Raw genomic sequence first — 25,254 nt, forward strand, 5'->3', positions numbered from 1 at the left:
CGTGCTCAGTAAGGCGAATCGGGGAAGTAGAACTGCTGGGCGTTGGCCCGCGTGATCAGCACGGACGGGATGATGGTCCGCGCGGGCAGGGCCTCGCCCTTCAGGCGTGCGCTAGCCGTCATCCTGATGGCGTCGTAGATGAACTTCGGCGAGTACGACACATTGGCCTGCACCAGCGGATCGCCGTCGATGACCTTTTTCACCGCGAACTTGGCGCCGGCGCCGCCGAACACTTCCTTGATGTCGGTGCGCCTGGCCTGGCCGATGGCCTTGATGGCGCCGATGGCCATGTCGTCGTCGGCCGCCCACACGGCGTCGATCTGCTTGAAGCGGGTCAGGTAGTCCTGCATCACCTTGAAGGCATCGTCCCGGTTCCAGTTGCCGTATTTCGCGTCCAGCAGCTTGATGCCCGGGTGTTTCTTCATCTCGGCCTCGAAGGCCGTCACGCGCTCGTTGTCGATGGTGCTGGGCATGCCGCGCAGGATCACGAGATTGCCCTTGCCGTTCAGCTTTTTCGCCAGGTACTCGGCCGGCAGCCGCCCGAAGGCCGTGTTGTCGCCGGCGACGTAGGCATTCTGCGCGGCCGGGTTGGCCAGGCCCCGGTCGACCACCGTCACGTAGACGCCCTTGTTCTTCAGCTGCGCCACGGGCTGCGTCAGCGAGCTCGATTCCAGCGGCAGGATCACCAGCGCATTGATCCGGTTCACGGCCAGCAGGTCCTGCACCTGGTTGGCCTGCTCGGGCGTGCTGGCGGCCGTCTTGACGATGATCTTCAAGCCCGGGTTGGCCGCCTCCAGTTCGCGCCTGGCCTGGTTGGCCCACCACACGATGCCCCCGGTGAAGCCATGGGTGGCGGTGGGAATGGCCACGCCCAGCGTGACTTTTTCGGCGGCCAGGGCACCGGTGGCGGCGCAGGCCAGCAGGCAGGCGGCCAGTGTTTTCAATTGCATGTCGGTCCTCGTTGGATTGAATGTTCAGCGGCGGCCGCGCTGCAGGTAGGCCACCGCGACGATCACCACGCCCTGCACGGCGGCGTTCAGGTGCACGCTGATGATGCTGGTCAGGTTCAGGATATTGCCAATCACGGACAGCAGGATGGCACCGACGACGGTGCCGACGATGCGCCCGGAACCGCCCCGCAGCGACGTGCCGCCCACGACGACGGCGGCAATGGCTTCGAGCTCTCACAGGATGCCCGTGGTCGGCGTGGCCGAGCCCAGGCGCGGCACGTACAGGATCGTGGCCAGCGCCACGCACACGCCCAGCAGCAGGTAGGTGAGCAGCTTGACCCGGTCGACGCGGATGGCGGCGTAACGCGCCACCTGTTCGTTCGAGCCGATCGCCTGGACGTGCTGGCCGAAGGCCGTGCGGTTCAGGATCACGACGCCGGCCAGCGCCACCAGCGCGAAGACCCAGACGGGAACCGGCACGCCCAGCAAGCTGCCGTAGTACACGGGGCCATAGGCTTCGGACAGGTTGAAGTCCAGGGTCAGTGCGCCGCCGTCGGACAGCCATGTCAGCACGGCGCGGAAAATGCCCAGGGTGCCCAGGGTCACGATGAACGCCTCGATCCGTCCGTGCGTGACGAGCAGGCCGTGCGCCAATCCGGAAGCGGCGCCCAGTCCCAGTGCCAGCGCGATGCCGAGCGCGATGATGGCCGACGCCCCGGGCGGCGCGGCGCTTGAGGCCAGCGCATTCATTGCCACGATCATCACGCCGGCGATCAGCGCCGCCAGCGAACCGACGGACAGGTCGATGCCGCCGGAGACGATGACGAAGGTCATGCCGACGGCGATGATGCCGATGAAGGCCGTGCGGGTCAGCACGTTGAGCAGGTTGTCGACGGTGGCGAAGTCCGGATTGAGCAGGGCGCCGGCGATGCACAGCAGGACCAGGGCGACGGGCGGGCCGATGCCGCGCAGGCGGTGCAGCGCGGGCAGCGTGAGCGGTGCTTTGCCGGACAAATCAGTGGCGGGTGTTGGTGGCATGGCGGATCAGGTTTTCTTCGGTGAGTTGGTCCGGCCCGAGCACGGCCTGCAGGCGCCCGCCGTGCAGCACGGCGACGCGGTGGCACAGGCCGATCAGTTCGATCAGCTCGGAGGAGATGACGATCACGGCGCGGCCTTCGGCGGCAAGCCGGTGGATCAGCGCATAGATCTCGCGCTTGGCGCCGACGTCGACGCCGCGCGTGGGCTCGTCCAGCACGATGACCCGGGGATCGGTGCGCAGGTATTTGGCCAGTGCCAGCTTCTGCTGGTTACCGCCGGACAGGGCGCCGCCCACGCAGTCCGGGTCGCGCAGGCGGATGCCGAAGTCCGCGATGGCCCGCTCCAGCGCGGCGCGTCCGGCCTTCACGTCCAGCCAGGGGCCGTCCCGTTCCAGGGTCATCATCGTCAGGTTCTCGCGCAAGCCCAGGCCCACGTGCAGGCCCTTGCCCTTGCGGTCTTCGCTGAGGTAGGCCAGGCCGTGGCGCATGGCGTCGCGCGGGCTGCGGATGTCGGCGCGCTGGCCGCAGATATCGACAGTGCCGTCGCTGCGGGGTCGCAGCCCGATCAAGCCCTCGAACGCTTCCGTGCGGCCCGCGCCGACCAGCCCTGCGAAGCCGAGGATTTCGCCGGCACGCACGGCAAAGCCCAGGTCCTGCACCCAGCCCGGCACCGTCAGGTTCGATACGCGCAGCAGTTCCGGCGCGTCGTGCGGCGGGGGGCTCCTGGGTGGGAACATGTCCGCTACATCCCGGCCCACCATCAGGTTCGCCATCTGGCGCCGGTCGACATCGGCCGTCGCGGCGCGAGCGACGAACTTCCCGTCACGCATGACGACCACTTCGTCCGTCTGCGCTTCCATCTCGTCGAGCTTGTGGGAGATATAGACGATGGTGACGCCTTCGCTTCTCAGGCGCGCCATCAGCGCGAACAGCCGGCCCGTCTCGCCCGCCGACAGGCTGGCCGTCGGCTCGTCCATGATCAGCAGGCGCGCCTTGCGCGACAGGGCCTTGGCGATTTCGACCAGCTGCTTCTCGGCCACGATCAGGCTCGACACGGGCGTGTCGGGATCGATGTCCAGCCCCACCAGTTGCAGGCAGGCGGCCGCTTCCCGCGCCATCGCGCGCTTGTCCAGCAGCCAGCCGCGCCGCTTTTCGTGGCCCAGGAAGATGTTCTGCGCCACCGTCAGGTGCTCGGCCAGGTTGAATTCCTGGTGGATCAGCGCGATGCCCAGCGCCTCGGCCTCGCGCGGGCCGGCGAAGTGCCGTTCGACGCCGTCGATCAGCAACTGGCCCCCCGTCGGGCGCTCATGCCCGGCCAGGATCTTCATCAAGGTCGACTTGCCGGCGCCGTTCTCGCCCAGCAGCCCGACCACGCGGCCGGCCTCGAGCCCGAAGTCCACCCCATGCAGCACGCGCACGGGGCCGAACTCCTTGACGATATGGTGAAAACGCACGGACAGGCTCACACTGAATGCTCCATCGACTGTTACTGGGCAGGAAGCGTGGCCAGGACGGCCTGCAGTCCCTTCAGCGACGCGGCCACGGCTTCCAGCTGGCCCATGCCGTTCGGGTATTCCTCCTGCTCGATGATGATCCAGTCGGTGCCGCCTTCCTGGCGCACGGCGCGGGTCAGGCCGGCCCAGTCGGTGCGGTCCTGGCCGATGATGGGCGTGCCGCTGGTGCCGGCCGCGAACTTGGCCTTGTAGTGGGTGCTGACGGTGCGGCCCGGGTAGCGCCGCACGTAGGCCGCCGGGTCCTTGCCGGCATACGTCGTCCAGCCCACGTCCTGCTGCAGGATGGCGGCGGCCGGCGTGCCGCGCGCGATGACGTCCCACGGCGTCTCACCGACCTTGCCGGCGAATTCCTCGGCGTGGTTGTGGTAGCCGATGCGCATGCCCTTGCCGGCCAGGCGAGCCGCCAGCGCGGTGAGTTCCTTGCTCATCGCGGCGCTGCCCGCCGTGCTGGCGCCGCGCTTGTCCATGGCGATGATCAGGTTGGTGCAGCCCAGCGTCTTGTAGAACGCCGTCGTGGCCTCGAAGCGCGCGTCGGCCAGGGCGTCGAAGCCCAGATGGGCGCCGGCACAGCGCAGGCCTTGCCCGTCGAGGAAAGCCTTCAGGCCCCCCGGGTCGTCCTTGTACGGTCCGAATTCGCCGGCGAACTCCACGCCCTGGAAGCCCAGCTGGCCGATCTTCGCCAGCGTACCCTTGAAGTCCTGCCGGATCTCGTCCTTGACGGACCACAGCTGCACGCCCAGGCGCGGGGCGGCCGGTGCCGCATGGGTGGTGGCGGCCGCCAGCATCAGCCAGGCCAGCGCTAAAGTCTTCTTCATTGCGTCTCCGTCTCCGTTCGAATCAAATCCTGCCCGCCTTGAGTTCCTCGGCCACATGGGCGCAGGCCCGCGCCGTCAGTGCCATGAAGGTCAGCGACGGGTTCTGCCACGCGCCGGAGGCCATCGCCGCGCCGTCCGTGACGAACAGGTTCGGCACGTCATGGGCCTGGTTCCAGCCGTTCAGCACGGAAGTCTTCGGGTCGCGCCCCATGCGCGCCGTGCCCATTTCGTGGATGGCCAGGCCGGGTGGCCATTCGTCCAAGGTCCTGACATGCTTCTTGACGTCCTTTACGCCCAGCTCCTCGAGAATGGTGGCCGCCGTGTCGGCGATATCTTCCAGCATGCGCCGGTCGTTGTCGGAGTAGCTGCAGTCGATATGCAGCAGCGGCATGCCCCATTTGTCCTTGCGGGTCGGATGCAGGGAAACCATGTTCTCGTAGCGGGGCAGCATCTCGCCCTGGCCGCCCAGCGAGAAATGCCAGGGGCCGGGCTTTCTCAGCATGGCCTTGAAGTCTTTGCCGAAGCCCGGCTTCCACGCCGCCGACTGCCAACCGTCGCGCCCGGCGCCGCCGGACAGTGCGTAGCCGCGCAGGAAGCGGGGGTGCTGCTCCAGCACGTTGCGGAAGCGGGGAATGTACGGCGCCGTCGGCCGGCGGCCCTGGTAGTAATCGTCCTCGAAGCCTTCCACGCGACCGTGGGCGCCGGCACCGAACAGGTGGTCCGTCAGGTAATGGCCCAGCGCGCCGGAGGAATTGGCCAGTCCCGTGGGGAAGGCAGCCGACGTGGAATTGAGCAGGATCGCCGTCGATGCCAGGGTCGAGGCGCACAGCACGACCACCTTGGCGTGATACTCGCGCGTGGCCATGGTCTTGGCGTCGATCACGCGCACGCCCGTGGCCCGGTTCGTGGCCGGGTCGTACAGCACGCTGTGCACGATGGCGTCGGTGGCGATGCGCAAACGTCCCGTCTTGACTGCCGCCGGCAGGGTCGAGCTCTGCGTGGAGAAATAGGCGCCGAACGAGCAGCCGCGCTGGCACTGGTGGCGCGCCTGGCACTGGCCCCGGCCCTGGGCCAGGTGCGCGTCGGACGGCGTGCGCAGGTTGGCGGTGCGGCCCATGATCATTTTCGCCGGCGCGAAGCGGGCATCGAATTTCTGCTTCAACGCCAGTTCGACCGCGTTGAAATCGAAGGCGGGCAGGAATTCGCCGTCCGGCAGCACGGCCAGGCCCTCGCTGCCCCCGCTGATGCCGACGTGGCGCTCGACGTGGCTGTACCACGGCGCCAGGTCGGCATAGCGGATCGGCCAGTCCACGCCATGGCCGTCCTTCAGGTTGGCCTCGAAATCGAGGTCGCTCCAGCGGTAGGACTGGCGCGCCCACATCAGCGACTTGCCGCCCAGCTGGTTGCCCCGTATCCAGCTGAACGGCCGGCCCTCGGGGGTCGAATACGGCATGTCGCGGTCGTTGTTGAAGAACTGCTTGGTATGCTCGTCGAAGGCGTAGCACAGCCGCTGGTTGAAGAACTGTTCCGCCGCCTCCGTGGCATCGACCATGCCCCGGTTCGGCATGGTCCACGGGTCTCGGTTCTCGCCGACGTAGTCGACGCCATGTTCGACCGGCCGTCCGCGCTCGACCATCAAGGTCTTCAGGCCCCGTTCCGTCAGTTCCTTCGCGGCCCAGCCGCCCGTGATGCCGGAGCCGACGACGATGGCGTCGAAGCGTTCGGCGCTTTCCTTGATGTAGAACGACGATATGGGTTCCATGTGTTCCTCAGATGGCCCAGGCGCGGGTGGCCGGGGTAACCTTGATCCTGCCCGTAAAACCGCCAGGGACGGGCAGGTAAGCCAACTCGCGCGAAGCGCCCGCCTCGGACGTGTAATAGGCGAACGTCACGTGGCCCTTCAGCTGGCGGAAGAACTCGCGGTCGGCGGCAGTGAACGGCTCGGCGCCGGCATCGAGCCGATGCAGCAGCGCCGCCTGGCGCGTCGGCGTCAGGGCGGCGAAGCCCTTGCCGGCGTGAGCCTGCGCCACGGCGTCGATGCGCGCCAGGCCGGCCCGGAACTGGCCTTGATGCGCCGCCGTCGAACAGGCGTGCAGCAGGTGATCGATGGTGCGGTGCGCGCCCACGGCCAGCGCGCCCGGGGTGTCCGTACGGGGGATGATCAGTTCGGCGAGCACGCCCGTCAGCGCCAGTTCCGTGGGTGTCAGCAGCAAGGGTGGGCCGGCCTTGCGGGATCCGGCCACGGCGGCCAGCACGTCGCCCGACAGGGCCAGGCCGCACAGCGCGCCCAGTTGCAACAGGGCGGCGCGGCGCGAAGGCGACAGCGTATCGTCGGCCGGTACCATCATGCGGCCATGCCGGCACGTCCCGCCGCCAGCGAGCGCTGGTACTGCTTCGGCGTGATGCCGACGACGGTGCGGAACTGTTTCGTGAAGTAGCTCTGGCCGCCGAAACCCGTCTCCAGCGCCACGCGGGCGATATTGTTCGCCTGGGGCAGCAGGCGGCAGGCCTCGTGCACCTTCAGGTGCAGGATGTACTGCTTCGGCGTCATCGAGAAATGCTGCTTGAACTTGCGCTCGAAGGTCGACAGCGACATGCAGGACAGCCTGGCCAGGTGGTCGATGGCGATGTTCTCCGTCAGGTGCTGCTGCACGTATTCGAGGCAGGCACGGAACTGGTGGAAGGGCGCCATGATGTCGTGCGAACGCTGGGCATCGCGCGAAAAGCCTTCGATGCCGACGACCTTGCCGTGCCGGTCGCGGATCGGCGCCTTGGTGGTGAAGAGCCACGTCAGCGCGCCGTTCTCGCCGCCGATCACTTCGAGCTTGTTGCGCACGGCCAGTCCCCGGTCCATCACGGACAGGTCGTCGGCGCGGATGCGGTCGGCCAGATCGCGCCGCAGGAAATCGTGGTCGGTCTTGCCCAGGATGTCGCGCACGTCGGCCAGCGCGTGCTGCTCCTGCAGCAGCCGGTTGCCCCAGACGAACTGGCCGGCGCGGTTCTTGGCGAAATAGTAGGTATCGAGCAGGCTGTCGAACAGCGCACTGGGCGTCGGGATGCCGTGTTCGGCGAAAAAACCCGCGCAATCGTCCCCGTCGAACACGATGGTGTCCATGGTGTCTAGTCCCCGTATTGTTATGGGGCGATAGTAGCATTCAGTTAAGTTCGGAAGTGTCAGGAAATCGGAGATTTTTATAAGGAATTCGGCAAGGACGGCGGCAAGCCGGGACAGCGGGCACGCCAGCCAGGGGTCCCGTGCATTGCGCCCAATTCATGCTATCCCGGCGCGCCGGGCAGTTGTAAGATTGCGCTACCATCCACGATCAGAGACACCCATGACGACACCCAACCCGATCCGACGCCTCGGCCTGCTGGCCACGATGCTGGCGCTGTGCGCGCCGCTGCATGCGGCCGAAAATCCCTGGCAGACGCTGTTCAACGGCCGCGACCTGACAGGCTGGACGACGTGGGTCAGCATGCAGCCCACGTCGGACAATATGAAGTGGCCGACGTCCGTGCGGGGCGCCGGTGTCGATCCGAAAGGCGTGTTTTCCGTGGTGGACGGCAGCTTGCGGGTCTCGGGCGAGGAGTGGGGCGCCGTGACGACGACGGGCGAGTACGAAAACTTTCACCTGAAGTTCGAGGTCCGCTGGGGCACGAGGAAGTGGGCGCCGCGACTGGACGCGCCGCGCGACAGCGGTTTGCTGTACTACGCCGTCGGTCCGGCCGACGCGCAAAGCGGGCACTGGATGCGCAGCCACGAATTCCAGATACAGGAAGGCGACTGTGGCGACTACCACAGCCTCGATGGAGTGACGGTCGACGCCCACGTGGGCGACGCCAACCAGGGCGACTGGAAGTTCTACCGCTACGATCCGGCGCTGCCGCTGCGCACGAATATCGCCGCCCGCATCCTCAAGCGGGGCAATTTCGAGAAGGCCTCAGGCCAGTGGAACACGATGGAAGTCATCGCCGACGGCAGGACGCTCATCCATATCGTCAACGGCCACGAGGTGCTGCGGGCGGAAAATTCACGCCAGACCGTGGACGGCAAGACGGTGCCGCTGGCGCGCGGGAAGTTCTCGATCCAGTCGGAAGGGGCCGAGACCTTCTACCGCAATATCCAGGTGCGCAAACTGGACGGCCCCGCCGCGGCTCAATCGGCGGCGGGCGCCGTCACGACGGCCGGCAGGTAGGCCGCGCAGAATTCCGGCGGCATGCGGCGCGGCTTGCCGCTGGCGATGTCGATGCAGACCAGCTGCCAGCGCCCGCGCATGACGGTGGCGCCGTCGGCGGCGCGCAGCAGCTGGAAACGGCGCTCCATTGCCAGGCGGCCGTCGGTGGCGCACAGCCACGTCCCCAGCAGCAGTTCGTCGCCGGCGCCGGTGGGCAGCAGGTAGTCATATTCCGCGCGCTGGATCGCCATGGCGCGGTCCAGGCGCTGGTAGTCGGCCAGGTCAAGGCCCAGCGCCTCGGAATGGGACCAGCCGGCCAGCTCGCACCAGCGCACGTAGACGGCGTTATTGGTGTGCTGCAGGCCGTCGATATCGCCGGCGGCCGGGCGGACGGGCAGGATGTGCGGGCTTGGGGTGTCCCAGTTCAAGGCGGCTCCGTTGGTGCGCAAAGGCCCAATTGTAGCGTGGACGGCCTGCGGGGGCGCGGTCGCCCTTGACGAACTGGCAAGCAGCGGCCATCATTGCGCGCTTTGCAGGCGACAGGGCAATCCGAACACATGGCACTTCTGACCGTAACCGAAGCGGCGCGGCTGGCACGGCGCAGCCGCGCATCCATCTACCGCGACCTGGAAAAGGGCCGGCTGGAGAAAGTCTTCACCGCCGATGGCGCGCTGAAGATCGATTCGGCCGACCTGGCCCGCTGCTACGGCGCCATCGGCGCGCCCGAGGGCGGACCCGGCGCTTCGCCCAGGGCCACGCACAATGCCATCCACGCCGTGCTGCGCCAGGTGCAGGACACGCCGCCAGAGCCACCCGCCGGCGCGGCGCTCGAGGTGGCCCAGCTGCGCGCCCAGCTGGCCGCCGCCGAACAGCGCATGGCACTGCTGGAACGCATCGCCAAACTCGAAAAGAGCGCCCGCCAGGCCGCCGACGCCAGCTGGCGCGTGCGCCTGGAAGCGAAGGAAGAAGTGATCAAGGCGCTGACCCTGGCGCTGTCGAACGACAGCCGCTGGCCCACGTGGCACCGCGCGGCGGACGAAAAAAGCCTGGCGCTGAACTAGCCTGGCCCCTGGCGGGGGCATCGCCGCGCCGCACCGTTTGAACGATTCCGGGGCTGCCCCGGGATCGGCGGGGTTGTCGTGCATATTGCCGATCGCAGCCGCTTCATGGCTCAGGGATGCTCGCGCATATAACTATTGATTTCCTTGCCGTTCAGCTCGGTTTTCATTTCGTACCTCATGCCCAGGCGCTCGGCAACACGACGCGACGATTCATTGCCGGAATCAACCAATGCCCGGACCTTCGGCTCACGCCGGACCTCGAACGCATACTTCAGGACTGCCGCCGCCGCTTCGTTCGCGATGCCTTTTCCCCAGAATGGTCGATAGGTATTCCACCCCATCTCCATCACAGTCGAGTCGCAGCGAAAGAAGGCGCCCACGCTGCCCACCACCTGGCCGCTGTGCCGGTCCTCTACCGTCCACCAGCCGGCCCGGTTCAGGAGCCATGCTCCGGCCTGTGAATTGAAGATGCGCCAGGCGGTCTGACGGTCCGCAGCGCCCAGATACGCCGAGCTTTCAGCATTCGACAGGTGCTCCGCGAATAATGCGAAGTCTTCGACACGATATTCCCGAAGCGTCAGCCGGTCTGTGTGAAGGCGGGGCACGAAAATCGTCAGGGCGTCATTCATGAGAAATGCATCCTTTCATTGATTGGTTGCCGTCCGTTTCTGGCCGGTAGCGAACGATCGGTATGACTCAGTGTACGAGCTTGGTTGTCGCCGGACAAGCTGCAGGACGTCACCAGCTCCGGGTTGCGGCATTCCCTGGTTCGCGGTCAACTCGATCAGCGCCCACCGCGGGCCCGAATTTTCCGAGGGGTGCCGGAATCTACGGGGACTGTCCCCGAATTTTCCGGCCGGTGTAGGAATTGCCGGGGACTGTCCCCGGGTTTTCCGGGCGGTGTAGGAAGGTCCTTCCGACGGGGTGGCAAGCGCGCGTTGGCGTCCTTCGCTACAATGATTTGCTGAACCCCTACAGGAGAATCTTGATGACGGAAGTATCGAATTACGTCCCGCCCGAGGTCTGGAGTCCGCCTGCCAGCAGCGGCGGCACCTTCGGCAACATCAACCGGCCCATCGCCGGATCGACGCACGAACGTGAACTGCCGGTCGGCAAACATCCGCTGCAACTGTATTCCCTGGGTACGCCGAACGGCGTCAAGGTAACGATCATGCTGGAAGAGCTGCTGGCCCTGGGCCATGCGGGCGCCGAGTATGACGCCTGGCTGGTCCGCATCACGGAAGGCGAACAGTTCGGCAGCGGCTTTGTCGGCATCAATCCCAATTCGAAGATCCCGGCCCTGGTCGACCGCAGCGGCGACGCGCCGCTGCGCGTGTTCGAGTCCGGTTCCATCCTCGTCTACCTGGCCGAAAAATTCGGCGCCTTCCTGCCGACGGAGACGCGGGCCCGCACGGAGACCCTGAACTGGCTGTTCTGGCAGATGGGCTCAGCCCCCTTCGTCGGCGGCGGCTTCGGGCATTTCTATGCCTACGCGCCGGAGAAGCTGGAATACGCCATCAATCGCTATGCGATGGAAACGAAGCGCCAGCTCGACGTGCTGGACCGCCAGCTGGCTGAGCAGCGCTTCGTCGCCGGTGCTGACTACACCATTGCCGACATGGCGACCTGGCCGTGGTACGGCGGCATGGTACGGGGTGAGCTGTACTCGGCGGGCAAGTTCCTGTCCGTCGACGACTACCGCCACGTGCGCCGCTGGGCCGACGAGATCGCCGCACGCCCGGCTGTCCAGCGGGGCCGGCGCGTCAACCGCACCTTCGGCAACCCGGACGAGCAGCTGGCCGAGCGGCACGACGCCGCCGACTTCGACCAGCCCGCCCAGGGATAGCGCTATCGATACTTCCATCGCAGTAATCTTGCTCAAAAAATGGGGTCTGTCCCCATTTTTTGGGCAACGCTTCCCGGCGGCACTCGTCGCCCGGCCCCTTCTGTAGCGAATCCGACTTTTTTTGTGTCTTAAATGTAATCTTGCGTTATAGTTAGCGCTATCGCAATGGTTCGGTCAACGGCCGGACCGCGCGTGCGCGCTCGCCTTGCATCGGCGGCGCGATGGGGCCTTCAGGGCGGGAACCTATACCCGCTCGCCGTTACAGAGACATTCAAACTTCCGATGACTACCTTCTCCACCCTCGATACCGTTGTCTTCCTGGTGTATTTCCTGATCGTCGCCGGTTATGGACTATGGATCTACCGCAAGAAAAAGAGCACGTCCGGCCAGGCCTCGCACGACTACTTCCTCGCCGAAGGGTCGCTGACGTGGTGGGCCATCGGCGCCTCCCTGATCGCGTCGAATATCTCGGCCGAGCAGTTCATCGGCATGAGCGGCTCGGGCTACCGCATCGGCATGGCCATTGCCGTCTACGAGCTGATGGCGGCCGCCACGCTCGTCATCGTGGCCGTGTTCTTCATGCCCGTGTACCTGAAAAACCGCATCTACACGATGCCGCAGTTCCTCGAGCAGCGCTACGGCAAGGCCGTGGCGACGACGATGGCGCTGTTCTGGCTGGGCCTGTATGTGGTGGTCAACCTGACGTCGATCCTGTACCTGGGCGCGCTGGCCATTTCCAGCGTGGCCGGTCTGAACGTGTTCGCCTGCATGGTGTTCCTGGCCGTGTTTGCCGCCATCATCACGCTGGGCGGCATGAAGGTCATCGGCTATACGGACGTGATCCAGGTGCTGTGCCTGGTCGTGGGCGGGCTCGTGACGACGTGGATCGCGCTGGACCTGGTGGCCGCGCTGTCGGGCGGGCAGGGCGCCATCGTCGGTGCCAGCGAGCTGATGAAGCGCGCCGGCGGCCACTTCGACATGGTGCTCGACCGGGGCAATCCCAACTACATGGACCTGCCGGGCCTGTCCACCCTGATCGGCGGCATGTGGATCGTCAACCTGAACTATTGGGGCTGCAACCAGTACATCACGCAGCGCGCGCTGGGCGCGGACCTGCATACGGCCCGCAAGGGCCTGCTGTTCGCGGCCTTCCTGAAGCTGTTAATGCCCGTTATCGTCGTGCTGCCAGGCATTGCCGCTTATGCGCTGGACAAGTCCGGCACCCTGGGCGATGCCATGCGTCCAGGTGGCGAAGTCAACCCTGACCGCGCGTACCCGACCCTGCTGGCACTGCTGCCGTCCGGCCTGAAAGGTGTCGCGTTCGCCGCCCTGACGGCGGCCGTCGTCGCCTCGCTGGCCGGCAAGGCCAACAGCATCGCCACCATCTTCACGCTCGACATCTACCGCCAGCACTTCAACAAGGAAGCGAGCGAACAGCGCATGGTGTGGATCGGCCGCGTGACGGTCGTCATCGCCATCGCCATTGCCGTGCTGATCGCCCCGCTGATGGGCATCGACAAGAAGGGCGGCTTTGCCTACATCCAGGAATACACGGGCTTCGTGTCGCCCGGCATCCTGGCCATGTTCCTGCTGGGCTTCTTCTGGCGCGAGACGACGGCCGCGGCCGCCATGTTCGCCACCATCGGCGGGCTCGTGTTCTCGATCTTCCTGAAGTTCCTGCCTGGCATGATGGACCTGTCCTTCCTGGCCCCGATCGGCTTCGCCGCCGACAACGGCACGGGGGTCTACGAGATTCCTTTCCTGGACCGCATGTTCATCGTGTTCTGGGTCGTCGTCGCAGGCATGGTGCTGATCAGCAAGTTCGGCAAGGCCGACGGCAGCGTCAAGCGCATGATCGTCGAGCGCCGGCTGTTCCGGGTCGATGGCGGCTTCGCGGCGGGCTCGGCGTTGATCTGCGTCATGCTGGCGGCGATTTACGGCGTCTGGTGGTAAGGTAATCCCATTCGACTTTTTACTGTCCGAGATTCAGAAGGAGAAGCATGTTCAACCCCTCAGACCATCCGCACCGCCGCCTCAACCCGCTGACGGGTGAATGGGTGCTGGTGTCGCCGCACCGCAGCAAGCGCCCGTGGCAGGGCGCCCAGGAGGCGCCGGATACGTCCGTCAAGCCCGCGCACGACCCTACCTGCTACCTGTGCGCCGGCAACACGCGCATCAATGGCGTCAAGAATCCCGATTACACGGGCACCTTCGTGTTCGAGAACGACTTCGCCGCCGTCATGCCCGATACGCCGGCCGCGCCGGCCGAAGGCGACGGCGACGCGCTGTTCCAGACCATGAGCGTGCGCGGCACCAGCCGCGTGATCTGTTTCTCCCCGGATCACAGCAAGTCGCTGCCGCAGCTGTCGGAGCAAGCCATCGAAGGCGTCGTGGACACGTGGTGCGCGCAGGCCGCGGAGCTGGGCGCCACCTATCCATGGGTGCAGGTGTTCGAGAACAAAGGCGCTGCGATGGGTTGCTCGAATCCCCACCCGCATGGCCAGATCTGGGCCACCAGCTTCCTGCCCAACCAGCCGGCCACGGAGGAACGCCAGCAGCAGGCCTACTTGGCCGAGCGGGGCACGAACCTGCTGCTCGACTACGCCGAGCGCGAGGCGGCCGACGGCGAACGGGTCGTCGTCATGACGGAGCACTGGCTGGCCGTGGTGCCGTATTGGGCCGGCTGGCCGTTCGAGACCCTGCTGCTGCCGCGCTTTGCCGTGCAGCGCCTCGATGCGCTGACCCAGCCCCAACGGGCCGACCTGGCCGTCATCCTGAAGCGCCTGACGACGCGCTACGACAACCTGTTCCAGACCTCGTTCCCGTACTCGATGGGCTGGCACGGCGCGCCGTACGACGGCTCCGCGCCAGGCGGCGACGATGTCCAGGCCTGGCAGCTGCACGCCCACTTCTATCCGCCGCTGCTGCGTTCCGCGTCGGTGCGCAAGTTCATGGTGGGCTTCGAGATGCTGGCCGAGTCGCAGCGCGACCTGACACCAGAGCAGGCTGCCGCCCAGCTGCGCGCCCAGTCCGAAGTCCATTACCTTCAATCCAGCCAATAAGAGCAAAACAGAACAATGAGTGAACAACTGATCTCCCACACCCGCGCCGTGTTCGACGAGACCTTCGGCGAGGCGCCAGCGATCGTCGTGCAGGCGCCGGGACGGGTCAACCTGATCGGCGAGCACACGGACTACAACGACGGCCTGGTGCTGCCCTGCGCGCTGGACTACCGCACCGTGATCGCCGCGCGCGAGCGGGACGACCGCATCGTCCACATCGTCGCCGCCGACTACGACAACGCCGTCGACGAGTATTCGCTGGATGAGCCCATCGAGCGCCTGGAAGCGCCGATGTGGGCCAACTACGTGCGCGGCGTCGTCGACGTGCTGCAAAAGCGTGGCCTGCCGCTGCGCGGCATGGACATGGTGATCTCCGGCGACGTGCCGCAAGGCGCGGGATTGTCGTCGTCGGCGTCGCTGTCGGTTGCCGTCTGCACCCTGTTCGCCACCTTGCCCGGCTTCGAGGGCCTCAGCCCCATCGACCTGGCCCTGATCGCCCAGGAGTCCGAGAACGATTTCGTCGGCTGCAAGTGCGGCAACATGGACCAGATCATCTCCGCCACGGGCCTGGCCAACCACGCCGTGATGATCGACTGCCGTTCGCTGGAAACCCAGCCCGTGCCCGTGCCGTCAGGTGCCTCGATCATGATCTTCCACTCGCACGTGGAACGGGGCCTGGTCGATTCCGAATACAACACGCGCCGCCAGCAATGCGAGACGGCGGCGCGTCACTTCGGCGTCAAGGCCCTGCGTGACGTCGACATGGCGCTGCTGGAAGAACGGGGCGGCGAACTCGATCCGATGGTGCTGCGTCGCGCCCGCCACGTCGTCACGGAAAACGCCCGCGTGGCCGCCGCCGTCGACGCGCTGAGGGCCGGCGACCTGGCCCGCATGGGCGAACTGATGGCCGCTTCGCACGTGTCGATGCGCGACGACTTCGAGATCACCGTGCCGCTGATCGACCAGCTGGTCGACATCGTCAAGGGCGTCATCAAGACGACGGGCGGTGTGCGCATGACGGGCGGCGGCTTCGGCGGCTGTGTCGTCGCACTGGTGCCGGACGACCAGGTCGAACACGTGACGGCGGCCGTGGAGCGCGCCTATCGCGGCCCGAAGGGCGAGCTGGCGACGATCTATGTGTGCCGGGCTGCCCGGGGCGCGGGCCGGCTGCCTGCGTAGGCGCTCTGGCCTGACCAATTGTTGTATTCAGGCTGCACCGGCCTGACAGAACATCATTTGGTCAGGCCGAATTCAAATTTCTGCACGTCCTCTTTCGGCAAGTTGAACGACAAAGCCGACACGATCCCCGCACGTTAATGCAAAAGATATCGCATAACGCTGCAAGCATTCAAAATTGCTATTTGTCTATCTGATTTGCTGCTTGCATGATGGCCCCATCATGCTTACCAAAAAGCACAAGCTCGCGCGACAGCCCCCGCCGGCAGGTCGCGCGGACCATAATCAGAAAGGGAGACAAATGCAAACCCGATACAACCTCACCCTGACGGCACTGGCCTCGGCCCTCCTCGCCATCGGCAACGCCGCCGCCCAAACCCAGGAAGCTCCCGAGGACGCCCAGAGAGTCGTCGTCACGGGCCTGCGCGCCTCGCTGGAAAGCGCCCTGAACGCCAAGCGCAGCGAGAACAGCATCGTCGACGTCATCAAGGCCGAGGATATCGGCAAGTTCCCCGACACGAACCTGGCCGAGTCGCTGCAGCGCGTGCCGGGCGTGGCCATCGACCGCGATGCCGGCGAAGGGCGCAGCATCACGGTGCGCGGCCTGGGCCAGGATTTCACGCGCGTGCGCATCAACGGCATCGAAGGCCTGGCCACGACGGGCGGCAGCGACAACAGCGGCGGCATCAACCGGGGCCGGGGCTTCGACTTCAACGTGTTCGCCTCCGAGCTGTTCAGCTCCCTGACGGTGCGGAAGAGCTCCTCGGCCGAGGTGGAGGAGGGCTCGCTGGGCGCCACCGTCGACCTGCAGACCATGCGTCCCTTTGACATGGCGAAGCGCGGCTTCAATGCCACCGCCATGATCAAGGGCCGCTACAACGACCTGGCCAAGAAGACCGACCCGCGCGGCGCGTTCATGATGTCGGACACCTTCAACAACAACACGATGGGCTACCTGGTGTCTGCCGCCTGGGGCAAGCGCAACCTGCTGGAAGACGGCTTCTCGACGGGCCGCTGGGACAACGGCCCGTCCGTCGGCGGCTGGTGCGCGCCGATGGGCGTGGGCAGCTCGACGTCGCCGAATTGCAGCACGTCCGCGCCGGGCTTCCCCGTGGCAACGCGCCTGCCGGCAAGCCAGGCCGCCACCGACGCCTACAACGCGGCCAGCAATCCGGCCAACTACCACCCCCGTTTCCCCCGCTACGGCCGCATGGTGCATGAGCAGGAGCGCCTGGGCATCACGGCCTCGTTCGAATGGAAGCCGCGCCGGGGCACGCGCCTGTCGCTGGACATGCTGTATGCGAACCTGGACGCGACGCGCGAGGAAAACTACCTGGAAGGCTTCTCGTTCAGCCGCAACCTGACGTCCGGCGGCAAGCCGCAGACGTCGGTGGTGCAGGCCCAGTACGATGCTCTCGGCCGCCTGCAGTACGGCGTCTACAACGGCGTGGACATCCGCTCCGAGACGCGCTACGACGAGATGAAGACGCGCTTCACGCAGCCGACCTTGAACCTGTCGCACCAGATTAACGACGACCTGCGCCTGACGGCCGCGCTGGGCCGGGCCAAGTCCGTGTTCGACAACCCGATCCAGACCACCGTCACCCTGGATGCGCCGAACGTGAACGGCTACACGGTGGACTTCCGCCAGAACGACCGCCTGCCCGTCATCACGTACCCGTTCGACGTCACCAGGGGCGGCGTACTGAATATCTACGGCGTGCCGGCCGGCGCCACGGCGGCCGCCAATTCCCTGCCCAGCGAGATCCGCATCCGCCCGCAAGGCACGTCCAACGTCAACGACGTGCTGAGCGTGGACCTGGCCTGGCGCGCCAGCGACACGTGGACCGTCAAGGGCGGCGTCAACGCCAAGCGCTACAAGTTCACCACGTGGGAATCGCGCCGCGCCAACACGGGCGAAACCATCTACGGCCTGCCGGCGGGCGCGGACATCACGAACCTGACCTCGCTCGTCACGGGCTTCGGCGCCAAGCAGGATATGCCCGCCGGGAATGCCACCAGCTGGGTCATGCCGAACATCGGCGCCATCACGGCCCTGTATGACGCCTATTGCAACTGCCTGAAGTCCGGTCCGGCCGGCGGCCCCGGCGACTTCACGTTGACGTCCACCAGCAACGCCAGCGCGCGGGGCAACAACCGCGCCATCGAGGAGGAAGACAAGGGCCTGTACCTTCAGGGCGATTTCGACAGCACGCTGTGGGGCCTGCCCGTGCGCGGCAACGTGGGCGGGCGCTACGTGAAGACGGACCTGACAGCGCAAGGCTATGTCAGCACCGGCAACGGCACCTCCGTCACGGCGGAAAACTCGTACAAGGACTTCCTGCCGTCGTTCAACCTGACGGCCAACGTCACGCCGGAGTTCCTGGTCCGCCTGGCGGCCGCCAAGGTCATGTCGCGCCCCGTGCTGGGCAACCTGAACCCGGGCGGGTCGGTCAGCACCGTCGGCGCGCTGGGTATCACTTCCGGCAACCCGAAACTGGAACCGTTCCGCGCCAAGACTTTCGACGCCTCGTTCGAATACTACTTCAAGGACAAGGCCTTCCTCGGCCTGGGCCTGTTCCAGAAGAATATCGCGAACTACATCCAGGGCGTACGCCAGTCGATGCCGTACAACGAGACGGGCCTGCCGTTGTCGCTGCTGCCGGCCAATTTCAACGGCACGGAGATGTTCGACGTGACGAGCTTCCTGAACACGCCGGGCGGCAAGCTGCGCGGCTTCGAGCTGAACTACCAGCAGCCGTTCACCTTCCTGCCGGCGTGGGGCCGCAACTTCGGCCTGATCGCCAACTACACGCGCGTGTCGTCGAAGATCGACTACATCATCTCGGCCAACACGGCCAACAGCGGCACCGTGCGCGACGAGCTGGTCAACCTGTCGCCGAAGTCCTGGAACACCACCTTCTACTACGACGACAACCGCTTCAGCGCGCGCCTGACGGGCGCCTACCGGTCGGCCTACCTGCAGATCGTGCCGGCCCAGAACAACAACGACGTGCAGGGCAAGAACGAAACCTTCAACGTCGACCTGTCGCTGTCGTACAAGTGGAACGACAAACTGGAATTCACGCTGGAAGGCGTCAACCTCACCAACGAGTCGACCGACCAGTTCGTGGGCCGGGCCCGCAACAGCGTGATGGTGCATAACGTGACGGGTCGCGAGCTGCTGCTCGGCGCGCGCTACAAGTTCTGAGGACGACGATGGTTTCACGACGCAATGCCCTGAAAGGGGCGGGGCTGGGAGGCCTGCTGCTGGGGGCGCGAGGCGCTGGCGCAGCAGAGCCCTGTGGCAGTGCCGCGGCGCCGGCATGGGCGCGGGGCCCGGAGGGCCAGCGCAAGGCCGACCTGGGCAACGGCACGTTCCTGAATCCCCTCGTCGCCGGCGACCACCCGGACCCGTCGATCCTGCGCGACGGCATGGATTACTACATGACGTTTTCCACCTTCGATGCCTATCCGGGCCTGGTGATCTGGCATTCGACGGACCTGGTCAACTGGCAGCCGCTGGTGGCGGCGCTGCGGCGCAATATCGGCTCCGTGTGGGCGCCCGAGCTGTGCAAGCACAAGGGCCGCTACTTCCTGTATATCCCGACGAAGAAGACGGCCGAGCCGGGATCGAAAACGACTTCGTGGGTGATCTGGGCCGACGATATCCGCGGGCCCTGGTCCGAGCCCATCGACCTGGACCTGCCGCGCCATATCGACCCGGGCCACGCCGTGGGGGAGGACGGCTCGCGCTGGCTGTTCCTGTCCGGCGTCGACCGGGTGCGGCTTGCCGACGACGGCCTGTCCACCGTCGGCAAGCCGGAAAAAGTCTACGAGCCGTGGCGCTATCCGGACGACTGGGAAGTGGAAGCCTTTTCGCCCGAGGGGCCGAAGGTGCTGCGACACAATGGCTATTTCTACCTGATCCTGGCCGTCGGCGGCACGTCCGGCCCGCCCACGGGCCATATGGTGATCGCGGCCCGTTCGACATCCATCCACGGACCGTGGCAACACCATCCCCGCAATCCCCTCGTACGCACCGGGGACGTGGCCGAGAAATGGTGGTCGCGCGGCCACGCCACCATCGTGCAGGGCCCGGCGGGCGACTGGTGGGGCGTGTATCACGGCTATGAGAACGGTTACTGGACCCTGGGCCGGCAGGCCTTGCTGGCCCCCGTCACGTGGGCGCCGGACGGCTGGCCGGAGTTCGGTGGCGGCGACCTGTCGCGGCCCATCCGCAGCCCCGCCGGCGGCAAGCCCGGCCCGCACGGCATGGCCCTGTCGGACGACTTCAGCACCGACAAGTATGGCGTGCAGTGGAACTTCTTCAGTCCCGCGCCGGATGAAGTGGCCCGGCTGGCGCGCAAGAATGGCGTGCTGCACCTGAAGGCCAGCGGCGAGCAGCCGTCGGCGTCGTCGCCGCTGGTGTTCGTCGCGCCGGACCAGGATTACGAATTCCAGTGCGAGATCGACGTCGATCCCGGCGCGCGCGGCGGAATGCTGCTGTTCTACGACCACAAGCTGTATTGCGGCATCGGCTTCGGCGCGGACAAGCTGGTGCTGCACCGCTACGGCACGGAACATGGCCAGCCGGACAATCCCTTCGGCCGGCGCCTGTTCCTCCGCATCCGCAACCGGCGCCACGTGGTCAGCATCCACCTGTCGAAGGACGGCAGGACGTGGCAGCGGGGCCCACGTGGCTACGAAGTTTCCGGCTACCACCACAATGTGCGGGGCGGCTTCATGTCGCTGAAGCCCGCGCTGTATGCGGTGGGGCAGGGCGAAGTGCGCTTCCGCGATTTCCGCTACCGGGCGTTCGCGTGAAGGCGCACCTGGCAGCGCTGGCGCTGACCTGGGCGGGCGTTGCCCACGCGGGCGTGATCGGAACGACGACGACGGCGGCACCGCTCACCGAGGCCCGGGTTGCCGGCCTGGATGTAACGGGGCAGGGCCCATGGCGCGCGTACCTGGAACGTTCGCGCGCGCTGATGGCGGCGGACAAGGCGACTTTGGCGGCCGAACGGGCGGGCGGCACGGTGCCGGCCAGCGCGGCAGCCCACCTGAAGGGCGAATCGGGCATGCCGCTGGACCGGCCTGCGGCGTGGTATGCCTCCGCGCAGGCGGCGCACGTGGCGGACAATATCGTCAGCTGGCAGACGCCCGCCGGCGGCTGGGGCAAGAACGTCGACCGCGGCGGGCCGCTGCGCCGGCGCGGCGAGCACTACGCACCGGTGGACGACGATCCCGCCGGTGGTGTCGTCGCGCGGGCCGATGGCTGGAGCTACGTGGGCACCATCGACAACGACGCGACGACGACGGAACTGCGCTTCCTGGCGCGGGCGCAGGCTGCCCGGCAGGGGCCGGGTGGCGCAGCGTGGCGCGCGGCGTTCGTCAAGGGCGTGCGCTACCTGCTGGATGCGCAATATCCGAACGGCGGCTTTCCCCAGGTGTATCCGCTGCAGGGCGGCTACCACGATGCCATCACGTACAACGACGACGCGCTGGCCACCGTGGTGGCGCTGCTGGACGCCGTGGCTGCGCGCGAGGGCGACTATGCCTTCGTGCCGGCTGGCCTGGCGGCGCAGGCCGGTGCCGCCGCCGAACGGGCCGTGGACGTGGTCCTGGCCAGCCAGATTGTCGCGGGCGGGGTGCTTGCCGGCTGGTGCCAGCAGCACGATGCCTTGACCCTGGCGCCGGTGGGTGCGCGCAATTTCGAGCCGGCGGCCCTGTCGACGGCGGAGAGCGCGCGGCTGCTGTCGCTATTGATGCGCCGGCCGAAGCCGTCCGCGCGGCTGGTGGCCGCCGTCGATGCCGGGGTGGCGTGGCTGAAGCGCGCCGCCGTGTACGACGTCGCCTGGGTGCGGCAGGCCGATGGCGGACGCGTGCTGGTGGCGCGGCCGGGCGCCGGGCCGATCTGGCCGCGCATGATCGATATCGCCACCGCGCGACCCGTTTTCGGCGACCGCGACGGCACCATCCACACGGATGTCAACGAACTCAGCCTGGAACGGCGCAGCGGCTACGGCTGGTTTGGCGACCGGCCCGCCGCCGCCCTGGCGGACCATGCGCGCTGGACGGCGCGTCGTCCATGACGCAGGTTTGGATTCTGGAAATTGTTGCAGTTGTTGCGTGACCGTTCCGACCCGGCGGTTGGGTCCAGTCCTACGCGCCACTGGCCGGATGACTTATAAAAACAAAGTTCGATCGCCGTTACCATGGACTCACCTTTTCGAGACAAGCCGACAGCGGCAGGTCACTTAAAGGATGTGTATCCTGAAACCAATCTCAAGGAGTTCATCATGGCAAAGAACCAGAATCAGAACCATAATCCTGAAGGCCACAATCAGTACACCAACAACGCCGGCAACAGCCAGTCCAGCGGCGGCCAGCGCTCGGGCAATCAGCAGTTGGGCAACCAGTCGGGCAATCAATCCGGCAATCAATCCGGTAACAAGCAATCCGGCAACCAGGGTTCGGGCTCGGGCAACCGCGGCGCCGGCGTGCAGGGCGGTACGCCCGAGCAGCACGCGGCGGCCGGCCGCCAGAGCCACAAGAACGACAAGCGCTGATTTCGCGCTGCGTTCCTGATGCGACAGCCGCCCCTCGGGGCGGCTTTTTTATGGTGGGTTGCTTCCTCAGTTGCCCCGATACGTCGAGTAGCCGAACTGGCTCAGCAGCAGTGGGATATGGTAGTGACGGCTCGTTTCATCCACGGTGAACTCGACGGGGATCTGCGGGAAGAAGGCCGGCTTGCCCAGGCGCTTGTAGTGCTCGCCCGTGCGGAACACGATGCGGTAGGTGCCGGTGCTCAGCTTGCGGTCGGCAGGGTACAGGGCTGGGATACGGCCGGCCTCGTTGGTCCTGCCCGTGGCGAGCTGGCGCCATTGATCGCCATCCTGCTGTTCCAGGCTGACGGCGATATCCGTACCGGGCGCGCCCGTCTGCAAGTCCAGCACGTGGACGCTCAGGGGATTCGGGGTGGTTGCGGGGGCGGCGTGGGCATGCAGGGCGAAGGCGGCCAGCAGGGGCAAGGTAAGCTTGATCAGGTTCATGGCAGGGTCTCGTGTGGAAAACCGTTACCTTAGCGGGCGGCAGGCGGGGGCTGGATGACAATTCCGTCATCCGTGGCGCAAACGTCGATATTGCAAGCCGCACGCCTGCGGGCGCTTGTCGAGTCGACAAGTTGGGCGCATGCTTGGCAAGGCTTTACCCAACAACCACGGAGGCTGCAATGATTCGTAAAAGAAATGCGATTCGTCCGTTCCACCGCGCTGTACTGTTGACTGCCCTGGCCTGCGGTACACCCGCCGCGCTGGCGCAAAATACCCGCTTGCCCGACCCCATTCCCGGCACCTTGCCGACGGCCCCGTTCTCGGTCACCTTGCGACCGCTGCTCAAGGGCCTCGTGTCGCCCGTGGCGGGCGCCGTCGCCCCGGGCCAGCCCGGCAAGCTGTATATCGTCGACCAGGTCGGCATCGTGTGGCAGGCGGCAGTCGACGCCAGCGCCACCGAAAAAAACCGGGCCACCCCGTTCCTCGACGTGCGCAACCGCCTCGTCACCTTGGGCGCGCGCGACGAGCGCGGCCTGCTGGGCCTGGCGTTCCACCCGGACTTCGCCAGCAACGGGCGCTTCTACACATATACCTCCGAGCCGGCGACGGCCGCGCCGGATTTCAGCACGCAACCGGCCGGCGTGGCGCCGAACCATCAGAGCGTGCTGACGGAGTGGCGCGTAACGACTGCCGGCGCCGTCGATCCCGCCAGCGCGCGAGTGCTGATGCGCATCGACCAGCCCCAGTCCAACCACAACGCGGGTGCCCTCGCGTTCGGGCCGGACAAGCTGCTGTATGTCGCGCTGGGCGACGGCGGCGCGGGCGACGACCAGGGCCCGGGCCACGCGCCGGAAGGCAATGCCCAGAGCCTCGCTCCCGGCAATGTGCTGGGCAAGATCCTGCGCATCGATCCGCTGGGCAGCAATGCCGCCAACGGTGCTTACGGCATCCCGGCCGACAATCCCTTCGTCGGCAAGCCCGGCGCGGATGAGATCTATGCCTATGGCCTGCGCAATCCCTTCCGCATGTCCTTCGGCCCGGACGGCACCTTGTGGGCCGGCGACGTGGGGCAGGGTGCCATCGAGGAAGTCAACCATATCATTGCCGGGGGCAATTACGGCTGGCGCATCAAGGAAGGCAGCTTCCTGTTCGACGCCAACGGCACGGGGCCGGGCTTTGTGTATGCCCATAGCCCGAATTCGCCGCTGGGGCTGCTTGACCCCGTGGCCGAATATGATCATGCGGACGGCGTCGGCGCGCCCGTGCTGCGGCAGGCCGTCATCGGCGGCTATGTCTACACGGGCACAAGCATCGGCGGCCTGCAGGGCCAGTATGTGTTCGGCGACTATATCGGCTCGACCGGCTCGGGCATGCTGCTGACCCTGGGGCCCCGCAATGTCGTGCAGCGGCTGGCGGTGCAGCGGCGTGATCCCCTGGGGATGGCCGTGCTGGGGATGGCGCAGGATGCCTCGGGCGAGCTGTACGTGTTGGCCAGCGAAAACGGCAGCCTGACGGGGACGACGGGCGTCGTGCTGCGCATCGCGCCGCCGCCACCCCTGTAGCCGGCGGCGGTTTGCTACACTGCGGCCTTTTGCGAAGAACCTTGAAGACCGCATGAGCAAGAACGCCGAACTGCGCGCCGCCGCGCTGCAATGTCTCATCGAAACCGATCCGGCCGTCAAGGCGGCCGGGGTCGGCGCCATCGCGCAAGCGTCGCAGGACGGCCTGCTGACGGCGGACCCGGCTGCCCAACTGGCAGAATGCGCCGGCATTCCCGGCCGCCCCGCGCGGCCGGCACTGGTGCCGCCCCGTCAGGTGGGGCGCCGGGCCATGAACACGGTGGAAGGGCGCGCCATGCTGATCCACGCGCTGGCCCATATCGAGTTCAACGCCGTCAACCTGGCCCTGGATGCGCTGTGGCGCTTCCCGGACATGCCACCCGAGTACTACCTGGACTGGCTGCAGGTAGCGAAGGAAGAGGCCTATCACTACTCGCTGCTGGCGGCGCACCTGGGCACGCTGGGCTACGCCTACGGCGACTTCACGGCCCACAACAGCCTGTGGGAAATGGTGGAAAACACCCGGCACGACGTCGTCGCGCGCATGGCCCTCGTGCCGCGCACCCTGGAAGCGCGGGGCTTGGACGCCATCCCGCCGCTGCGAGCCAAGCTGGCTCAGGCTGGCGACGCGGCCGCCGCCGCCATCCTCGACATCATCCTGCGCGACGAAGTAGGCCACGTGGCCATCGGCAACCGCTGGTATGGCTGGCTGTGCCAGCAACGGGGCCTCGACCCCGCCGCCACCTACGACGAACTGGTCGTGCGCTACAGGGCGCCCGTGCCGAAGGGCCCGTTCAACCTGGATGCGCGCCGGCTGGCCGGATTCACCGACACGGAACTGGCCAGGTTCTCCTGAACGCCGTCGGCCCCGGCGATATCGGCATCGGCCAGCGCTTCCCAACGCCCGAACAAGTCGAGCAGGTCCGCATGGGCGTTCGTGAAGGGGCCGGCAGGCAGGGGCTGCTCGGCGTGGAAAACGTGGGGAAGACTGTTGCTCATGCTGA

Annotated in this window: 22 protein-coding genes and 1 pseudogene; 12 read left to right on the forward strand and 11 right to left on the reverse strand. The window is 66.7% G+C overall.

Annotated features, from left to right (window positions below; translation table 11 throughout):
- Positions 1-5: 5 nt before the first annotated feature.
- The 7 genes and pseudogenes from GM672_RS10425 to GM672_RS10455 form a co-directional block, all read right to left on the reverse strand.
- Complete coding sequence (locus GM672_RS10425; protein ID WP_155470467.1) at positions 6-950, reverse strand: substrate-binding domain-containing protein; 945 nt, start codon at positions 948-950, stop codon at positions 6-8.
- A 24-nt stretch (positions 951-974) separates the two neighbouring features.
- Positions 975-1,988 (reverse strand): annotated as a pseudogene (locus tag GM672_RS10430) (ABC transporter permease).
- Positions 1,966-3,453 (reverse strand): sugar ABC transporter ATP-binding protein, encoded by a 1,488-nt coding sequence (locus tag GM672_RS10435; protein WP_170300009.1) that lies wholly within the window; start codon positions 3,451-3,453, stop codon positions 1,966-1,968. Before GM672_RS10435 ends, GM672_RS10430 begins: the two are co-directional and overlap by 23 nt.
- A 20-nt stretch (positions 3,454-3,473) precedes the next feature.
- Positions 3,474-4,316, reverse strand: a complete 843-nt coding sequence (locus tag GM672_RS10440; protein WP_155470468.1) for a sugar phosphate isomerase/epimerase family protein — start codon at positions 4,314-4,316, stop codon at positions 3,474-3,476.
- A gap of 22 nt (positions 4,317-4,338) precedes the next feature.
- Positions 4,339-6,078, reverse strand: a complete 1,740-nt coding sequence (locus GM672_RS10445; RefSeq protein WP_155470469.1) for a GMC oxidoreductase — start codon at positions 6,076-6,078, stop codon at positions 4,339-4,341.
- 7 nt (positions 6,079-6,085) lie between these two features.
- A complete protein-coding gene (locus tag GM672_RS10450; protein ID WP_155470470.1) occupies positions 6,086-6,664 on the reverse strand; it encodes a gluconate 2-dehydrogenase subunit 3 family protein in 579 nt (192 codons plus the stop codon).
- Complete coding sequence (locus GM672_RS10455; RefSeq protein WP_155470471.1) at positions 6,661-7,431, reverse strand: AraC family transcriptional regulator; 771 nt, start codon at positions 7,429-7,431, stop codon at positions 6,661-6,663. Before GM672_RS10455 ends, GM672_RS10450 begins: the two co-directional genes overlap by 4 nt.
- 220 nt (positions 7,432-7,651) lie before the next feature.
- Here GM672_RS10455 and GM672_RS10460 point away from each other — a divergent pair, with 220 nt between their 5' ends.
- Positions 7,652-8,512, forward strand: coding sequence for a 3-keto-disaccharide hydrolase (locus GM672_RS10460; protein ID WP_155470472.1), 861 nt, complete (start codon positions 7,652-7,654; stop codon positions 8,510-8,512).
- On the opposite strand, the gene GM672_RS10465 is transcribed toward GM672_RS10460, so the two are convergent.
- Entirely contained in the window at positions 8,473-8,919 is a 447-nt protein-coding gene (locus GM672_RS10465; protein ID WP_155470473.1) for an acyl-CoA thioesterase, read from the reverse strand. The genes GM672_RS10460 and GM672_RS10465 overlap by 40 nt on opposite strands.
- 129 nt (positions 8,920-9,048) lie before the next feature.
- Between GM672_RS10465 and GM672_RS10470 the strand changes: the two genes are divergently transcribed.
- Positions 9,049-9,552: a hypothetical protein gene (locus GM672_RS10470; protein ID WP_155470474.1), complete on the forward strand. Its 504-nt coding sequence runs from the start codon at positions 9,049-9,051 to the stop codon at positions 9,550-9,552.
- A 110-nt stretch (positions 9,553-9,662) separates the two neighbouring features.
- Here the strand turns inward: GM672_RS10470 and GM672_RS10475 are convergent, their stop codons facing one another.
- Positions 9,663-10,181, reverse strand: coding sequence for a GNAT family N-acetyltransferase (locus GM672_RS10475; RefSeq protein WP_155470475.1), 519 nt, complete (start codon positions 10,179-10,181; stop codon positions 9,663-9,665).
- Positions 10,182-10,540: 359 nt separating this feature from the next.
- Here GM672_RS10475 and yghU point away from each other — a divergent pair, with 359 nt between their 5' ends.
- The 8 genes from yghU (at position 10,541) to GM672_RS10515 (ending at position 22,208) form a co-directional block, all read left to right on the forward strand.
- Positions 10,541-11,398 carry a glutathione-dependent disulfide-bond oxidoreductase gene (gene yghU, locus GM672_RS10480; RefSeq protein WP_155470476.1) on the forward strand — a complete coding sequence of 286 codons (858 nt, stop codon included), beginning with the start codon at positions 10,541-10,543 and terminating at the stop codon, positions 11,396-11,398.
- Positions 11,399-11,680: 282 nt separating this feature from the next.
- Complete coding sequence (locus GM672_RS10485) at positions 11,681-13,351, forward strand: sodium:solute symporter family transporter (RefSeq protein WP_155470477.1); 1,671 nt, start codon at positions 11,681-11,683, stop codon at positions 13,349-13,351.
- Between the two features lie 47 nt (positions 13,352-13,398).
- Positions 13,399-14,460: a UDP-glucose--hexose-1-phosphate uridylyltransferase gene (locus GM672_RS10490; RefSeq protein WP_155470478.1), complete on the forward strand. Its 1,062-nt coding sequence runs from the start codon at positions 13,399-13,401 to the stop codon at positions 14,458-14,460.
- A 15-nt stretch (positions 14,461-14,475) separates the two neighbouring features.
- Positions 14,476-15,639 (forward strand): galactokinase, encoded by a 1,164-nt coding sequence (gene galK / locus GM672_RS10495; protein ID WP_155470479.1) that lies wholly within the window; start codon positions 14,476-14,478, stop codon positions 15,637-15,639.
- Between the two features lie 298 nt (positions 15,640-15,937).
- Positions 15,938-18,847: a TonB-dependent receptor gene (locus GM672_RS10500; protein WP_155470480.1), complete on the forward strand. Its 2,910-nt coding sequence runs from the start codon at positions 15,938-15,940 to the stop codon at positions 18,845-18,847.
- An 8-nt stretch (positions 18,848-18,855) separates the two neighbouring features.
- Entirely contained in the window at positions 18,856-20,463 is a 1,608-nt protein-coding gene (locus tag GM672_RS10505; protein ID WP_155470481.1) for a family 43 glycosylhydrolase, read from the forward strand.
- Entirely contained in the window at positions 20,460-21,731 is a 1,272-nt protein-coding gene (gene pelA, locus GM672_RS10510; RefSeq protein ID WP_170300010.1) for a pectate lyase, read from the forward strand. Before GM672_RS10505 ends, pelA begins: the two co-directional genes overlap by 4 nt.
- A gap of 123 nt (positions 21,732-21,854) precedes the next feature.
- Positions 21,855-22,208, forward strand: a complete 354-nt coding sequence (locus tag GM672_RS10515) for a hypothetical protein (RefSeq protein ID WP_155470482.1) — start codon at positions 21,855-21,857, stop codon at positions 22,206-22,208.
- A 66-nt stretch (positions 22,209-22,274) separates the two neighbouring features.
- Here the strand turns inward: GM672_RS10515 and uraH are convergent, their stop codons facing one another.
- Entirely contained in the window at positions 22,275-22,691 is a 417-nt protein-coding gene (gene uraH / locus GM672_RS10520) for a hydroxyisourate hydrolase (protein WP_155470483.1), read from the reverse strand.
- 179 nt (positions 22,692-22,870) lie between these two features.
- Here uraH and GM672_RS10525 point away from each other — a divergent pair, with 179 nt between their 5' ends.
- Together GM672_RS10525 and GM672_RS10530 are read left to right on the forward strand one after the other, a co-directional pair.
- Complete coding sequence (locus GM672_RS10525) at positions 22,871-24,253, forward strand: PQQ-dependent sugar dehydrogenase (protein WP_155470484.1); 1,383 nt, start codon at positions 22,871-22,873, stop codon at positions 24,251-24,253.
- 52 nt (positions 24,254-24,305) lie between these two features.
- Entirely contained in the window at positions 24,306-25,106 is an 801-nt protein-coding gene (locus GM672_RS10530; protein WP_155470485.1) for a ferritin-like domain-containing protein, read from the forward strand.
- Here GM672_RS10530 and GM672_RS10535 read toward each other — a convergent pair.
- Positions 25,016-25,249 carry a hypothetical protein gene (locus GM672_RS10535; RefSeq protein ID WP_155470486.1) on the reverse strand — a complete coding sequence of 78 codons (234 nt, stop codon included), beginning with the start codon at positions 25,247-25,249 and terminating at the stop codon, positions 25,016-25,018. The genes GM672_RS10530 and GM672_RS10535 overlap by 91 nt on opposite strands.
- Positions 25,250-25,254 lie beyond the last annotated feature (5 nt).

The sequence above is a fragment of the Pseudoduganella buxea genome (genome assembly GCF_009720835.1).
Classification (GTDB): Bacteria; Pseudomonadota; Gammaproteobacteria; order Burkholderiales; family Burkholderiaceae_D; genus Rugamonas; species Rugamonas buxea.